The following is a 15,012-nucleotide window of genomic DNA, read 5'->3' as shown; positions in this document are numbered from 1 at the left end:
GGCTTACGGAATCCTCGATGCTCATGCCGTTGATGGTGTCAATCGACTGCAGCGGCACGAATTTCTGCCGCTGGTTGCGCCGATCGCCTTCGCGAGGCGTGCGAATCGAACCTTGCACGGCATCGCCCTTGCGCAGGCCGTACTTCTTGACCTGACCCATCGAGACATAGACATCGTTGGGGCCGGGCAGATAGCCGGAGGTGCGCACGAAGGCATAGGAATCGAGCACATCGACGATGCCTGCCACGGGCACGAGATCGTCCGACGCCTCCTCGCGGCGGTTGTCGCGGCGTTCATCGCGCTCGTCGCGGTTATTGTTATTGGCATTGTTGTTGCCATAATCCCGGTCGCGGCCGCGCATATGGCGCTGACGGCGATCGGAACCGTTGTTGCGGTCGTTACGGTCGTTACGGTCATTGCGATCATTATGGTCGTTGCGCTCGTTGCGCTCATTACGATCGCTGCGATCGCGGGTGCGCCGCACGAACTCACGCTCATGTTCGTGCTCATGGGCGTCTTCCTTCGCACCCTCGCCCGCGTCCTCGTGGTCCTGCGCAGGCAGCGAGGCGAGAATGTCATTCAGATCGCGCACGGCGTGCGGATCATGCTCCTCTTCCTGCTTCGTCGTGCGATGACGACGGCGGGGCTGATCGAGATCAGACTGCGCGGTATTGCGCTGCCTGCGCTTGTCAGTGCCCTCATTGCGTTTAGGTTCGGGAAGCGAGAGATCCAGCTCGTCAAGCAGATTCGCGCTCTCATCGCTCTTGCGAACGCGGCGACGTATGCTACGGACATGATCCTGCGCAGGATGTTCGTCCTGCACTGGGGTCTGTGACGCGCCCTTCGATGCACTATCAGCTGCATCAACTGCTGACGATGCCGACGATTGCGCAGGCGATGTGGCAGGGGCCGCTGGCGCAAATGGGGTCAACGATGCCACAGCCTTCGCTGATTCATCCTCGCGAACCCCAGCCTGCGCCTTCCCGGCGGCCGAATTGCCATTCTCTTGCACATCCTGGCTGTCGGATGCCTTCTTTGCAGCGGCGCCGCTCTTCGGTTTGCTGCCGCGCACCGTGACGCCCGCTGGCGCCTGCCCGCCCGAACGAGCCGCCTGCAAAGTGGCGAGCAATTCGGGCTTACGCATCGTCGACGTGCCCCGAAGTCTCATTTGCTTGGCGAGCTCCTTGAGCTCAGGCAGCTTCATATCCTCAATATTCTGGCTTGTTGCCACTAGTGTTGCCTTTCCTTGGCTCCCGCCGACACACTGCCGGAGAGCTTTACGAAAAAGATGCGGTAAAAACCGCTATGAACGCTCAAGGCCATCGCAACCGGCCGTTGAACTGAGGTTTACTGTACAACGTGGCGGCGACCAGCGCAAACAAGGCATCATTGCCCAGTGCCATTTCGCCCTATACCACGCATGAGGCGGGGCGGATATCACATTGCCAAACATGCCAATGCAATACATCCGCCCCGCCTCATGCAGTCAATCAGCGCAGTCAATCAGCGCAGTCAATCAGTGCAGTCAATCAGTGCAGTCAATCAGTGCAGTCAATCGGAGCACTCAATCGAAACATCTAGTCGGCTAAGTTATCCAACTGCTTCATCATCTGCCTCGACTACTGCTTCACTTCTTCTCGTGGTAGGACTTCTCGGTGTTCACCGACCACACGTTGCGCTTCGAGGTCTTGCCGGTCTGGATGTTGCCGACGGCCTCGATGGCGCTGGCCATCGAATGATCCTGGTTGTTATAGCGGTGCTGGCCGTTGCGGCCCACGCAGTACAGGTTGCCGAAGGAATCGAGGTATTCGACCAATTCGGGCATATGCTCGTAGGTGTCGAAGTAGGCTGGGTAGGCCTTCTTGACGCGCTCGCGATGCGAGTCGAGCACATCCGTCGGGCCGTTGATGAGCCGCATGCGGGTGAGCTCCTTGATGGCGAACTTGGTGGCTTCCTCGTCGCTCATATTCCAGAAGTCGTCGTTTTCCTGGCAGAAGTATTCGAGGCCGACCCACACCGTGTCGTCGACATCCTTGACCAGGTACGGGCTCCAATTGTTGAAGATCTGCACGCGGCCGACCTTGTAGCCCGGGTCCTGCACGTAGATCCAGCAATCCGGCACGATCTGCGGGTCGCCAAGCGTGGGGATGTCGGTCGTGTTCTGGATGCGCAGGTGCTTGACGAGCAGCCCGATGGTCACGAAGTCGCGATATGGCAGGCCGTTGGCGACATGAATCATGTCTGCGGGGACTGCCTTGACGTCGGCAGTATCGGTTTCGGCGGTCTCAGCAGCGACGGCTTTCTTCGCAGCGGCACCATCAGCCGGCCCTTCGGCCAGCGCATTGATCAGGTCCTTGACCGGCATCGAGGAGATGAACTGGTCGGCCTTGAGCTCGGTGCTCTTGCCCACCGAATCGACGTAGACCACCGAAGCGATCTTGCCGTTCTGCTGGCGAATCTCGCTCACGCGCGCATCGGTGATGACCTTGGCGCCGTTCTCGACGCACTGCGATTCCACGGTTTCCCACAGCTGGCCGGGGCCGAGCTTGGGGTACCAGAACTCTTCGATCAGCGATGTCTCGACCTGGCTGCTGTCGCGCTTCTTCGGCATCATCTTGAGCACCGCGTTCTTGAGCACCGCGACCACGTCGAGGCCCTTGACGCGCTGCGCACCCCAATCCGAGGAAATCTCCTTGGGCGGGCGGCCCCAGACCTTCGTGGTGTAGCCCTCGAAGAACATCGAGTAGAGCTTGCGGCCGAAGCGGTTGATGTAGAAGTTCTCGAGATTGTCTTCCGGCAGCTTGCGGAACATCGAATTCAGGTAGCTAAATCCGACCTCCATCGTGAGCTTGAAGCCGAGTGCCTTGAGCAGCCCCGGGGTCAGCGAGATCGGGTAGTCGAGGAAATGATGGTTCCAGAAGATGCGCGAGACGCGGTGGCGCTTGAGCATGACCTTGTCGGTGAGTTCCGGATCCGGGCCGCCGGGTTCGAGATCATGATGCCGGCCGAGCTTCTTGTCGTCGTAGGACGGCGCGCCCTGCAGCGGCAGAATGTTCTTCCACCAATCCATGATCCGGTCGTCCTTGGAGAAGAAGCGGTGGCCGCCGATATCCATGCGGTTGCCGTTGTGCTTGACCGTGCGCGAAATGCCGCCAAATTCCTTCGTGGCTTCCAGCACCGTCACATCGTAGTGATCGGCGCCGCCGTCCTTGACGAATTCCCACGCGGCAGTAAGGCCGGCGGGTCCACCGCCGATGATCACGATGGATTCCTTCTGCGTCACATTGACCTCCTATAAGCAAATAAATCGTTCATACTCTACCCGATGCAGCTTGCCGTGCCGCCAAAACCGGCAAATATGCACGAATGCACCGCATCATGCGTGTGTTCTGTATATATCGTGGAGCCCTAGCTAAGAGCTGCATGCCATGCGCCTAAGCCCTAAGCCAGATGCAACGCTCAGTTAAATCCACTACTCAGCCAAACCCACTACTCAGTCAAACTCAACGCTCAGCTAAACCCTATGCTCAATCAAGCGAATCGGGGATGTCGATATCCGATTTCTGGACTTCCTCAACGTTCACATCCTTGAAGGTGACGATGCGCACGTTCTTGACGAAGCGCGAGGAGCGGTAGACGTCCCACACCCAGGCGTCGGTGAGCTGGACGTCGAAATAGACGTCCTGCCCGGCCGAACGCACGTTGAAATCGACTTTGTTCGCCAAGTAGAAGCGCCGTTCGGTCTCCACCACATAGGTGAACAGCTTGATGACGTCGCGGTACTCCCTATAGAGCGAAAGCTCGGCGTCGGTTTCGTAGTTGTCAAGATCCTCGGCGCTCATTGACTGCCTTCCTTGTCGTTTTTGCGGCTGCGTCCCAGGCTGCGCCACCAGGCCTGCTTGGACGATTTGCGCTCGGTCGAGGCAAAGGGCCAGCTGCCTTCCTGGGATGAGCCGTCATCCGTTCCCGGAATAGTATCGTGCGTCTCAGCGCTGCCCGCGTCGGCACCGCCCTGCTGCAGATTGCGCGCCAGCGATTCCAGCGCGTCGTCGCCGTCATCGCCTGCGTCGCCCAGCTCGGGCTCGCGAATCTGCGATTTCGGCTGGGATGGTGCCTGCGCTTGCGCTTGTGTCTGTGCGTCGTCACCGGCACGCCCGGCAACATCGGCGTTCCCGCTAGCTTCACCGTGTTCGCTGGAACTGCCGGGTTTGTCGCCGCGCGATTCCTGCGTAGCGCTGTCTGCCGCAGCACTGTTTGCCGCAGCGCCATGCGCATGCTGTTCGATGGCAAGCGAATGCTCGCGGGCACTCAGCGCCTCACGCACGCCGGGATTGTCCTCAATCACATGCATGCCGAAAGCGTCAAGCGACCTGATCGGGTCGTATTCGTCCACCAGCGTTTCCAGCACATGCTGGTCCTGATACTGGCCGTTTTCGGCGTCCCACAGCGCGTCGCGCGAGGTGCCGGCGAACACGAACCCTAGGGACTGGTAGACCCAGAGCGAGCGGGAGTTCTTTTCCGGCACCGAAACCCAGATCCGATGCAGGCCGAGGCCAGCCGGCTGCGGCGCAAAGCCGTAGGTCATCACGCGCGGCATCGCATCACGCGAGTAGCCGCGGCCGCGATAGTCCTTGCCTAGAATCACCTGGATGCGCGCCGAACGGGCCCAGCCATCGATGTCGATGAGGAAAATCATGCCGATGACGATGTCCTCAGCCTTGGCAGACTGATGCTCATCGTCACGAGGGGCATCCGAAAGCACCGCCCATGCGAGCGTGCGGCGGGATTCGGGGTCCCCCACCCCGGATTCGTCCGATGCCAGGCCTTGCGACCATGCGACCGAACGACGTACCCACGCGTGCACGGCGGCCCGCTCGGATTGGGAGTCCTTGCCGGTGATTCTGGATGCGCCGTGGAAGGCGTCCAGAGGGTCGAGAAGGTCCAGATCATCGAGTGTCGCCGGGCGCAGCCGCACCATTTCACCGCGGATGGGCGGGATGGCGATGCGCTCGGGCAGGCTCCTTGGCATCACTTCGTCCAAGGGAGGTTCAGCATTGTCTGACATTCGTTTTCATTCCTCACATCATCGCTTAATCGCTATAGCTGCTATCGTACTCGTCAGGCTGATGGAATCCAGAACGTGACCTGAATTACGCCGGTCGCAACACAGCACGCAACGTATGCAAACGGGCCCGTCTCGTTTGCTCCGATTCGCGCAGGAAACGGGGTAAACGGGCCGGACCCGTTATGCGAAATCGCGTACAGCGCGCACTCAGCCCTTGATCTTGCTCATGACGGCCTTGGTGACGGCTTTGGCGTCGGCCTGGCCGCGCGTGGCCTTCATCACGGCGCCGATGATGACGCCCATAGGCTTCATGTTGCCGCTCTTGAGCTTCTCGACCACGTCCGGATTGGCTGCGAACGCCGCTTCCACGGCCGACTCGATCGCGCCAGTGTCCTCGACGATCTTGTAGCCGTGCTGCTTGACGACTTCGGCCGGAGCGCCTTCGCCCTTGAGCACGCCTTCGACGGTCTGCTTGGCGAGTTTGTCGTTGAGCTTGCCGGAGGCGACGAGCTTCTCGACCTCGGCCACATCGGCCGGGGTAATCGGCAGCTCCTCAAGCGACACGCTGCGTGCATTGGCTTCGCGGCTCAGCTCGCCGAGCCACCATTTGCGCGCGCCAGCGGCCTTCGCTCCGGCCTTGACGGTCGACTCGATGAGATCGAGCGCATCGGCATTGAGCACGTCGCGCATCTGCAGGTCGCTCAGGCCCCATTCCTTCTGCAAACGGTTGCGGCGAGCGCGCGGCATTTCGGGCATCTGGGTTTCGAGCTCGGCGATATGCTCCTTGGTGACGTGCACCATGACCAGATCGGGGTCCGGGAAGTAGCGGTAGTCGTCGGCATCCGACTTGACGCGGCCGCCGGCGGTGGACTGCGAGGCCTCATCCCAGTGGCGGGTCTCCTGCAGAATCTCCCCGCCGTCGCTCAGAATGGCGGCCTGGCGGCGAATTTCGTACTGGATGGTCTTCTCGATGCCGCGGAAGGAGTTGACGTTCTTCGTCTCCGAACGGGTGCCGAGCGGATCGTCAGGCGTGTTGCGCAGCGAGATGTTGACGTCGGCGCGCATATTGCCCTGCTCCATGCGGGCGTGCGAGATGTTCAGCGCGCGCACGATGTCGCGGATGGCGCGAACATAGGCCCCGGCGATTTCCGGCGCACGCTCGCCCGCGCCCTCGATGGGCTTGGTGACGATTTCGATAAGCGGCACGCCAGCGCGGTTGTAGTCGACCAGCGAGTGGTCAGCGCCTTCGATGCGGCCGTCGGCACCGCCCACATGGGTGTTCTTGCCGGCATCATCCTCGACGTGCGCGCGTTCGATCGGGACGCGGAAAATCGTGCCATCCTCCAGCTCGATGTCGAGATAGCCCTCGCCGTTCAGCGGCTTGTCGTACTGCGAGATCTGATAGTCGCGCGGCATGTCGGGGTAGAAGTAGTTCTTGCGGGCGAACTGGCTCCACTCGGCGATATCGCAGTGCAGTGCCAGCCCGAGCTTGATCGCGTAATCGATTGCGGTCTTGTTGACCACCGGCAGCGAGCCGGGCAGCCCCAGGCTCACCGGGGTGAGCTGCGTGTTCGGCTCCCCGCCGAACTCGATGTGCGCCGGGCAGAACAGCTTGGTGTTGGTGCTCAGCTCGACGTGTGTTTCCAGACCGATGACCGGGTCGAACTTGGCGACGGCATCGGCGTATTTCATCAGTTTTTCAGCCATGATTTCATTCCTTCCGATGCGTTACTTCGCGAGATTCTTCAGCCAGGAGGCGTTCATCGAGCGCCAGATCGGGCCGTTCCAACGCTCTTCGAGCGCCGCTTCGAGCGCCGCCGCCGGCTTGTAGAGCAGGTCGTCGCGCTTCTGGGGCGCAATGAGCTGGAAGCCGACCGGCAGACCGTCGTCGCCCAGGCCCGCCGGGATGCTCATGGCGGGGGTGCCAGCGAGGTTCGCGGGAATCGTCGCGATATCGTTCATATACATGGCCAGCGGATCGTCCATCTTCTCGCCGAGCTTGAACGCCGTGCTGGGCGAAGTCGGGGAGACGAGCACATCGACCTGCTCGAAGGCCTTGTTGAAGTCCTCGATGACCAATGTGCGCACCTTCTGCGCCGAGCCGTACCATGCGTCGTAATACCCTGCGGACAGCGCGTAGGTGCCCAGGATGATGCGCCGCTTGACTTCGTCGCCGAAGCCGGCTTCGCGCGTGGCGGCCATCATGTTGGCCGCAGTCTGAGGCACGCCGTCGGCCGGCATGACGCGCAGACCGTAGCGCATGCCGTCGTAGCGGGCCAGATTCGAGCTGACCTCGGAAGGCATGATGATGTAGTACGCGCCGAGCGCATATTCCAAGCGCGGGCAGGAGACTTCGATGACTTCCGCGCCCATGTCTTGTAGCAGCTGCACCGCCTCTTCGAAGCGAGCCTGCACGCCGGGCTGGTAGCCGTCGCCGCCCAACTCCTTGATCAGGCCGACTTTCACGCCGTGCAGATCGCGCTTCGCGCCTTCGCGCGCGGCAGCCGCCATCGGGGGCACGGGCATCGGAATCGATGTGGAATCGCGCTCGTCATAGCCGCCGATGACCTCTTGCAGCAACGCTGAGTCAAGCACGGTGCGCGCAACGGGGCCAATCTGATCGAGCGAGCTGGCCATGGCGATAGCGCCGAAGCGCGACACGCCGCCGTACGTAGGCTTCACGCCCACGGTTCCGGTCAGCGAGCCGGGCTGGCGAATCGAGCCGCCAGTATCGGTACCCAGCGCGAGCGGCGCTTCGAAGGAAGCGACCGCCGAGGCCGAGCCACCACCCGAGCCGCCGGGGACGCGCGTGGTATCCCACGGGTTGTGCGTGGGGCCGTACGCCGAGTGCTCGGTCGATGAGCCCTGCGCGAATTCGTCCAGATTCGTCTTGCCCAGCAGCGGCATGCCAGCCGCTTTGAGCTTTTCGATGACGGTCGCATCGTAGGGCGGCACCCAGCCTTCGAGAATCTTTGAAGCGGCTGTGGTGACGATGCCCTTGGTCACGATCATGTCCTTGATCGCGATCGGTACGCCGGCAAGCTCCGGCAGGCCCTCGGTCTCGCCATTGGCATGCTTGGCGTCGAAGGCGTCGGCCTGCGCCAGCGCCTCATCGCCGGAGACCTGCAGGAAGGCGTTGATCTGCGGCTCGGCGGCCTCGATGACGGCCAGATGGGCTTCGACCAGTTCGCGGCTGGACGCATCGCCGGATTTGATTGCGGCTGCCTGCTCGGCGGCGGACAGCTGTACGAGTTGCGTGGTATCGCTCATCTCACTCCTCCCCTAGAATTCTCGGGGCCACAAACATGCCGGCCTCGGAGCGCGGTGCGCCCGCAAGCGCTTCTTCCTGCGGCAGCGGCGTAACGGCCTCATCGGGGCGCAGGTAGGCTTCCAGCGGCACCGGATTCGCGGTCGGCGGCACATCGTCGCCAGCGACTTCCTGCACCTTGTTGATGGATTCGGCGATGACGTTCAGCTCGCCCTGCAGGCGGGCGGTCTCCTCATCGGTGAGCGCTATGCGGGCGAGATCGCCCAGATGCTCGATTTCTTCGCGTGTAAACGTAGGCATGGCCTCAACTATATGGACCATATGTGACGTTGCTGGGTCGGGGCAGGATTAGAGGTGGGGTTGCGCCAAGTTCGGGGTGAAACTGTGACGAAGTCGGGGTGGTGTCGCGCGGCAGGGTTACGTCGCCTTGTGACCGCTAACGCGAGGCTGCCGTACAAAACGCAACGCAATCAGGCCTCAAAACGTTACATTCTGTACGGCAAGCTCGCGTTAGCGGTCATTGAGCAACGCCAAACGCACTCGCCAGCACGCGCCAGCCTCAGCCCTTGACGTCGCTGCGCCTGATGACGATGACGCCGATGACGTAAAAAACCGCCGTCCAAGCTAGGAATATCAGCCCGCTTTGCCACCATACCGGCGAGAACGGCGCGTGAACAAGCGTCGGATTCGGAGCGGAGTTCGGGCCGCGCATGAAATTGCTGATCGACATATCCGGCAGGCACATGGAGATTGACGCAAGCCACCCGAGATGGGAATTAAACGATGAGGTGATGCTGACGATCTGCGAAAGAATCATCAGCAGGCCGACCAGCGAGAACACGCCGCCGACCGTGGACCGGCACATCGCGCCCAGACCTTGCGCGAGCACGGCCATCAGCATCAGTATGACCGGCGCTCCCAGAATCACCACGAAAGGCAGTATGCTCTGCTTGGCGGGAATCGGCGTCAGCGAGGAGCCTGCAGTCATCGCGAGCATAATCACCCACGACAGCAGCATGCCGAGCAGTGAAAACACGCCGGTGAATGCTGCCGCTGCAACCGCCTTCGCATTCATGAACATAACCCGCCTGGGGTTGACGCTCAGCGACGCCTGCACGCAGGAGGTCGTGTATTCGCTGGTGATGGCCATGACGCCGAAAATGCCGATGACCAGCGCCACAGTAGCGGCATTCGAACCGACAGAGGACCACAGTTCGGCGCTGGACACCGGGTTGGGCGCGCCGAGTTTTTTCCCGGTATTCAAGTCAATGGTGCTGACGTAGGTGATGCTCCACACGCTTAGCGCCGCCATCGCGGGCAGCAGCACTGCGGTGATGCCCATAAGCCACCAGGTCGAGGCCAGACTCGCGAGTTTCACCAGTTCGGCATGCACGCTGCCCCAGAAGCTCAGGCGCAGTCTGCTCGACGCCATGCGCCGCCCGGTCGTGTAGCCGCCGTTCGCGTTGCTCATCGTGCGCCTCCTTGCGTCGTCGTCTGCTCGGGTGGTTGCTGGTTGGAGTCGCTGGTTTGTGATTGTGCCTGCGCCTCTGGCTGTGGTGTCTCTGACTGTGGTTGCGGCGGCGTTTGTGTTTGCTCGGGTGCTGCAACTGGCTGATTACCATCAAACTGCGGGGCGTCCGCTCGCGTGCTAGCTGACGGAGTTGGGGCGACTGATTGCGAGACGATCGCCGGGGACGACGTGTCCAGTTGAGTTGAACCATCCGGCTGCGAGCCATCCGACTGAGTCTGAGCGGCCGCAGCCATTCCTTGTGGTGGCAAAGCTTGCGACGGTAAGTCTTGCGACGACACTCCATACTGCACGGGCGCCTGACCGGGAACTTCGCGCGTCACATATTGCACTTGGCTGTGGGTGAGCATCATGTAGGCGTCTTCCAGCGAAGCCCGCTCCTCGATGAGTTCGTAGGTCACCAGCTGCGCCTGCGCGAACACCTGCGCAGTCCGCTCCAACTGCGCGCCAGTGATGCGCAGCACCGTGCCGCGCTCCGGATCGGACGACAGCCGTGCGGCCTCGCTGATCTGCACCTGATTCGCGCCTTCGAATATTTTTCTGAGCTTATCCGGATCGGGCGTAACGACGCGAATCGCATGAACCGAATGCTCTGCGACGAAGCGGTCGACCGAAGTCGTTTCGAGGATGCGCCCTTGGCCGATGATCACCAGATTGTCGGCGGTCAGCGCGACCTCGCTCATCAAGTGGGAGCTGAGCAGCACCGCTCGGCCTTGACTGGCGTAGAAGCGGCATAGCTCGCGCACCCATTTGACGCCTTCAGGGTCGAGGCCGTTCACCGGCTCATCCAGCACAAGATTGTGCGGATCGCCCAGCAACGCCGCCGCAATCGAGAGCCGCTGGCTCATGCCCAGCGAGAACGACCCGGCTTTGCGCTTCCTCACGCTTTCCAGGCCAGTCAGCGCGATAACCTCGTCAACACGCTTCCTGGGAATGCCGTTAGTCAGGGCGAGCGCGAGCAGATGGCTGTATGCCGACCGGCCCTTATGCGCCGACTTGGCATCCAGCACCGCGCCCACCAGCGCCATAGGTGACGCGCTCTCGCGGAAGGGCTTGCCGTCGATCAGTGCACGTCCGGCATCAGGCTTGAGCAGCCCCAGCGCAGCACGCATCGTGGTTGATTTTCCTGCGCCATTCGGTCCGAGGAAGCCCGTGACCTTGCCATCTTCCGCTGTGAAGCTGACCTGATCGAGCGCAACCTTGCCCTTGAACTGCTTGCTGACGCCTTCGATGGTTATCATGCTTAACCACTCTAGCCCACGCACGTTGCATTTCATCCGCTAACGCGATTTTACCGTATAAAATGCAACGTAATCAGCTCTTAAAACGTTACATTTTGTACGTCAGCATCAAGTTAGCGTACAAAAGGCGACGCTGGGAACCGGACTTATCCACAACACGCCAAAACTTGACCTTTCGACCACATTGCCCGTTCAGGCTTCCCTTCGCGCTTCCACTTTGCTTACGGTGATGCTATGAAAAACAATATCGAAATCAAGCAGCTCATTGACACATCAAAAGCCCAAAGTCGATGCCTGTACGGGGGCAACGCGAGGCAACGCGCTGCAGTAAGGAGGCGGGCTCAAACTGGCGCATTCGTCAATCCTCATTACGGGCTGTATGCCGAACAGTCGTACTGGACCGGTCTGAGCCCAGCCCAACGATACCTGCATGTGCTGCGAGCCTTGGCCCGCAAGCATCCAAACTGGGTATTCACCTCAGTGAGCGCCGCGGCGATATACCAGCTTGAATGCCCATGGTCGCTGCACGACGGAATGGTGTATATCGCCTCTGATTCAGCAATCAACGGATATGCTTCGCGTGACGTGCGTAAAATCTTCGTTGCGCCAATCCATGCGCATATCGTAAACGGTCTGCCAGTGGTGACGCTCGAACGTGCGCTCGTCGATTTCGCATTGCGTCACAAGTTCTCGCAGGCGTTGCCGATATTCGATTCGGCGATGCGCATTTACCAATATTCGCATGAGAAAGTCATCGAAATATGCGACGGTTTACGGCGCGATTGCGGCCCGGTCTTCCGCCTTTTGTATTACGTCGACGGGCGAAGCGAAAACGGTGGGGAGTCGTTCTGCCGAGCGGTGATAATCGAGCTGGGGTTCATCGCCCCTCTTCTACAGCAGGAGTTCATCGACCCGAAGAATCCGCGTAAACGCTACCGAGTTGATTTTGTATGGGTGTTGCCCGATGGCAGAATCATCGTTGGCGAATTTGATGGCATGCGCAAATACACTGATCCGTCAATGACCGATTGGAAGACGACTCGGCAAGTCGTACACGAGGAGCGAGAACGTGAAGAGCCCTGCGCCGGGCCGGAGTCACCACCATCATTCGCATCGACTATCAGGAAGCCTCGTTAGGGTATCCGCTGGCACGAAAACTGCGTGACGCCGGAGTGCCGATGCAACGGATGACGCATGTGCTGCAAGGAACGTGAGGCTGACATACAAAATGTAACGTTTTAAGAGCTGATTGCGTTGCGTTTTGTACGGTAGAGCCAAGTTACCGTACAAAAGGCGACGCTAAAACAGAGCCATTATCCGCGGGGCTCAGGATTTAGGGCCTAAGACTCAGGATTGTTGGACGCCGCGGCCGTGCTGGGCGATCCAGCAGTGCATCGCGACGGCTGCGGCGGCACCGGCGTTGATGGAGCGCACCGAGCCGAACTGCGAGATGTAGACCACGTCGTCGGCCAGTTCGAGCGCCTTGCTCGACAGGCCGGGGCCCTCGGCTCCGAAAAGCATCAGGCAGCGTTCGGGGAACTGATAAGACTCGATTGGCACTGCGCCGGGGATGATATCCAAGGCGATGACGCGGCCTTCGCACGGCTGCGCCGTAACGTCGTCTTGGTCGGTGTTGACACGGTCGGTGTTGCTGCGGTCAGTTTTGGCAGCATCAGCAGTATCGGCATTGTGCCGGGCTGCATCGATTTCACGCTGCATCTGCGCGCGCCATGACGACACGAGTTCCTCGATGCTCGGATGATGCTCGACATGCTGGTACAGCTCGGTCATGAGCGAGCCTTTGCGGTTCCATTTGTGCGGGCCGACGATATGCACTGTTCGGGCGGCGAAGGCGTTGGCGGTGCGCACCATGGAGCCGATGTTGAAATCATGCGTCCAATTCTCCACGGCGACTTCAAAGCCGTGCCGCCCGCGCACATCGAGATCATCGCGAATCGCCTCGACCGTCCAGTATCGGTATCGGTCCAGAACATTGCGTCGGTCGCCTTCATCCAGCAGCGCCGCGCCGTAGCGTCCGCTGACAAAATCCGGAATTGCCGGGTCATCAGGACGCGGCGAGTCGGGGTGCTCCTGCGACCACGGGCCGACGCCAATCTGCCTGAAAACCGGTTCGCCCGAAGCCTTTGCCGCTGCCGTGATAGGGTTCGGCTCCCTCATGCCATGCTCCTCATATACTCGTATCTGTATATGCGCGCCGCTACCGCAGCTCGCGCTCCTCGAATACCTGGATGAACGGCACCGCATGCCGCGAATCGTTTACCGTGTCAACGACTTCGACGAATGAAGCGTCATCGTTTGTACGTGCGGAACTAGGCTTGTTGGCCTTTGCGGTTTCAGCGGTCGCGATTCCATCGCTTGCAGCCTCGCCAGCGCCGCTACTCGTGCTGCCATTCGCGCCAAGACCGCCAATCAGCGTCACTATCGCAAGCACTTGAGCCTGCTCATGCTCCACGATGCTGAAATCGAGGTTCAGCTCGTTGCCATTGCGCAGCGTCACCAATGACGACGTCTGCACATAGGACTTTTCGGACAGCCAGGAATCGAGCAGTATCACACGCTTGCCGCGAATCGAAGGTCCTTTGATTGACGGGTAGACGAAGTCCATGACGAAGCCATCAAGCGACTTCCCTTGGCTGGCGGCGGCATGCATGACGGCAATGACCAGCGGCACAGCGGCAGCGGTCAAAGCGCCTACAGCATCGAAATCACCAAAGTTGAAATCCCGCTCATGCAAAGCGTCGAGCACGGCCTCGCCAGCTAACGCAACGCCGCGCTGGTCAAAGGTCACTGCGGATAATTCGCTGAATGGCTTGCCCGACACCGCGTCACGCAGCATCTGTCTGAGTTCATCCTTGCCACTGACGCCAATCCTGGCGTCGGTGCCTTGCCCGCCATCCCCGGATTCCGGCAGCACACCTCGTTCGTCCGCGCTCATAGCAGTCCCTTTCGCCATTTCGACATTATTGCCTTATTCATACGCCCAGCGTAACCCGCCTCACCGTCATAGCCTCGCCCAGCTCAGTGCATACGGAATCTCTGCCATGCATGACAACAACGACTCCATAGCGCATCACCTGCTGCCATGCATCGGCTGCTGTGGCAAGCAGCACAAGCAGCACAATTACCGCTGCAAACCGTCCACTTCCCCTACTCAGTCATCGGATTCGGGCTGAATCTCGGGCGCGGTAAGCTCGCGCAGATTGGCTTTGTCGGGGTCGATCAGCTCGACCGGCTCGATGACCTTGGTATGGTCGATCTTCTGCAGTTTGCGCGCGGTCACCAGAACGCGCGATTCCAAGGACGAGGCGAACTGGTTGTAGGCTCCTACCGTGCGCGTTATGGCCGTGCCGAGCTTGTTGGCCTTATCGCCGAGCACGGAGAAGCGTTCGTACAACTCACGCGAAAGATCGAACAGTTTCTTCGCATCATCCGTCAGACTCTGCTGCTGCCAGGCGAAGGCGACCGACTTGAGCACGGCCCACAGGGTGACTGGCGACGTGAGTGCAACCTTGCGCGCGAAGGCATCGTCCATCAGCGTCGGGTCAGCTTCAAGAGCCGCCTGCAGCAGCGACTCATTGGGAATGAAAGCGATGACGAAATCCGGGGCAGTCTCGAAGGCATTCCAATACGCCTTGTCTCCCAAGGTTTTCACATGCTCCCGCATAGCCTTGGCGTGTGCCTGCAGCAAGGCATTACGACGTTCAAGCTCTTCGGGACTTGCGGTCTCGGGTATTTCACAAGCCCGCTGGTAATCCGAATACGGTACCTTCGCATCAATCGGAATCGACTTGCCGCCAGGCAGCCGAACGACCATATCCGGGCGCTGAATATGGCCCTCCGGATCCGTGACGACGACCTGCGTGTCGAAATCCACATGCTCCAGCAAACC

12 protein-coding genes and 1 pseudogene are annotated in these 15,012 nt (G+C 60.6%); 1 reads left to right on the top strand and 12 read right to left on the bottom strand.

Features of this window, described 5'->3' with window-relative positions; all coding sequences use genetic code 11:
* The 9 genes and pseudogenes from LKK40_RS10600 to LKK40_RS10560 form a co-directional block, all read right to left on the bottom strand.
* On the bottom strand, nucleotides 1-1,204 hold a 1,204-nt coding region (locus LKK40_RS10600; RefSeq protein WP_304310538.1), incomplete at its 3' end, for a Rho termination factor N-terminal domain-containing protein.
* A 423-nt stretch (nucleotides 1,205-1,627) separates the two neighbouring features.
* A complete protein-coding gene (locus tag LKK40_RS10595; RefSeq protein WP_434735127.1) occupies nucleotides 1,628-3,262 on the bottom strand; it encodes an NAD(P)/FAD-dependent oxidoreductase in 1,635 nt (544 codons plus the stop codon).
* A gap of 265 nt (nucleotides 3,263-3,527) precedes the next feature.
* Nucleotides 3,528-3,842 (bottom strand): DUF2469 domain-containing protein, encoded by a 315-nt coding sequence (locus LKK40_RS10590; RefSeq protein WP_152580400.1) that lies wholly within the window; start codon nucleotides 3,840-3,842, stop codon nucleotides 3,528-3,530.
* Nucleotides 3,839-5,065, bottom strand: coding sequence for a GNAT family N-acetyltransferase (locus LKK40_RS10585; RefSeq protein ID WP_304310536.1), 1,227 nt, complete (start codon nucleotides 5,063-5,065; stop codon nucleotides 3,839-3,841). The genes LKK40_RS10590 and LKK40_RS10585 overlap by 4 nt, the downstream gene beginning before the upstream one ends.
* A 207-nt stretch (nucleotides 5,066-5,272) precedes the next feature.
* Nucleotides 5,273-6,772: an Asp-tRNA(Asn)/Glu-tRNA(Gln) amidotransferase subunit GatB gene (gatB, locus tag LKK40_RS10580; protein WP_304310535.1), complete on the bottom strand. Its 1,500-nt coding sequence runs from the start codon at nucleotides 6,770-6,772 to the stop codon at nucleotides 5,273-5,275.
* Nucleotides 6,773-6,793: 21 nt separating this feature from the next.
* Nucleotides 6,794-8,335, bottom strand: coding sequence for an Asp-tRNA(Asn)/Glu-tRNA(Gln) amidotransferase subunit GatA (gatA, locus tag LKK40_RS10575; RefSeq protein WP_304310534.1), 1,542 nt, complete (start codon nucleotides 8,333-8,335; stop codon nucleotides 6,794-6,796).
* A gap of 1 nt (nucleotide 8,336) precedes the next feature.
* Complete coding sequence (gatC, locus tag LKK40_RS10570; RefSeq protein ID WP_152580404.1) at nucleotides 8,337-8,633, bottom strand: Asp-tRNA(Asn)/Glu-tRNA(Gln) amidotransferase subunit GatC; 297 nt, start codon at nucleotides 8,631-8,633, stop codon at nucleotides 8,337-8,339.
* Nucleotides 8,634-8,892: 259 nt separating this feature from the next.
* Nucleotides 8,893-9,804 (bottom strand): permease of ABC transporter system, encoded by a 912-nt coding sequence (locus LKK40_RS10565; protein ID WP_304310533.1) that lies wholly within the window; start codon nucleotides 9,802-9,804, stop codon nucleotides 8,893-8,895.
* A 598-nt stretch (nucleotides 9,805-10,402) separates the two neighbouring features.
* Nucleotides 10,403-11,102 (bottom strand): annotated as a pseudogene (locus LKK40_RS10560) (ATP-binding cassette domain-containing protein); the annotation flags it as partial.
* A 234-nt stretch (nucleotides 11,103-11,336) separates the two neighbouring features.
* Between LKK40_RS10560 and LKK40_RS10555 the strand changes: the two are divergent.
* Nucleotides 11,337-12,239 carry a hypothetical protein gene (locus tag LKK40_RS10555; RefSeq protein ID WP_304310532.1) on the top strand — a complete coding sequence of 301 codons (903 nt, stop codon included), beginning with the start codon at nucleotides 11,337-11,339 and terminating at the stop codon, nucleotides 12,237-12,239.
* A gap of 210 nt (nucleotides 12,240-12,449) precedes the next feature.
* Here LKK40_RS10555 and LKK40_RS10550 read toward each other — a convergent pair whose 3' ends face one another.
* The 3 genes from LKK40_RS10550 to LKK40_RS10540 form a co-directional block, all read right to left on the bottom strand.
* Nucleotides 12,450-13,280, bottom strand: a complete 831-nt coding sequence (locus LKK40_RS10550; RefSeq protein WP_304310531.1) for a TrmH family RNA methyltransferase — start codon at nucleotides 13,278-13,280, stop codon at nucleotides 12,450-12,452.
* Between the two features lie 40 nt (nucleotides 13,281-13,320).
* Nucleotides 13,321-14,058 (bottom strand): orotate phosphoribosyltransferase, encoded by a 738-nt coding sequence (locus LKK40_RS10545; protein WP_304310530.1) that lies wholly within the window; start codon nucleotides 14,056-14,058, stop codon nucleotides 13,321-13,323.
* Between the two features lie 216 nt (nucleotides 14,059-14,274).
* Nucleotides 14,275-15,012: DNA recombination protein RmuC (locus LKK40_RS10540; RefSeq protein ID WP_304310529.1), on the bottom strand; the 738-nt coding region annotated here is incomplete at its 5' end.

This window comes from Bifidobacterium tibiigranuli (genome assembly GCF_022655035.1).
Lineage (GTDB): Bacteria > Actinomycetota > Actinomycetes > Actinomycetales > Bifidobacteriaceae > Bifidobacterium > Bifidobacterium tibiigranuli_A.
This window is presented reverse-complemented; position numbering and strand designations above follow the sequence as displayed.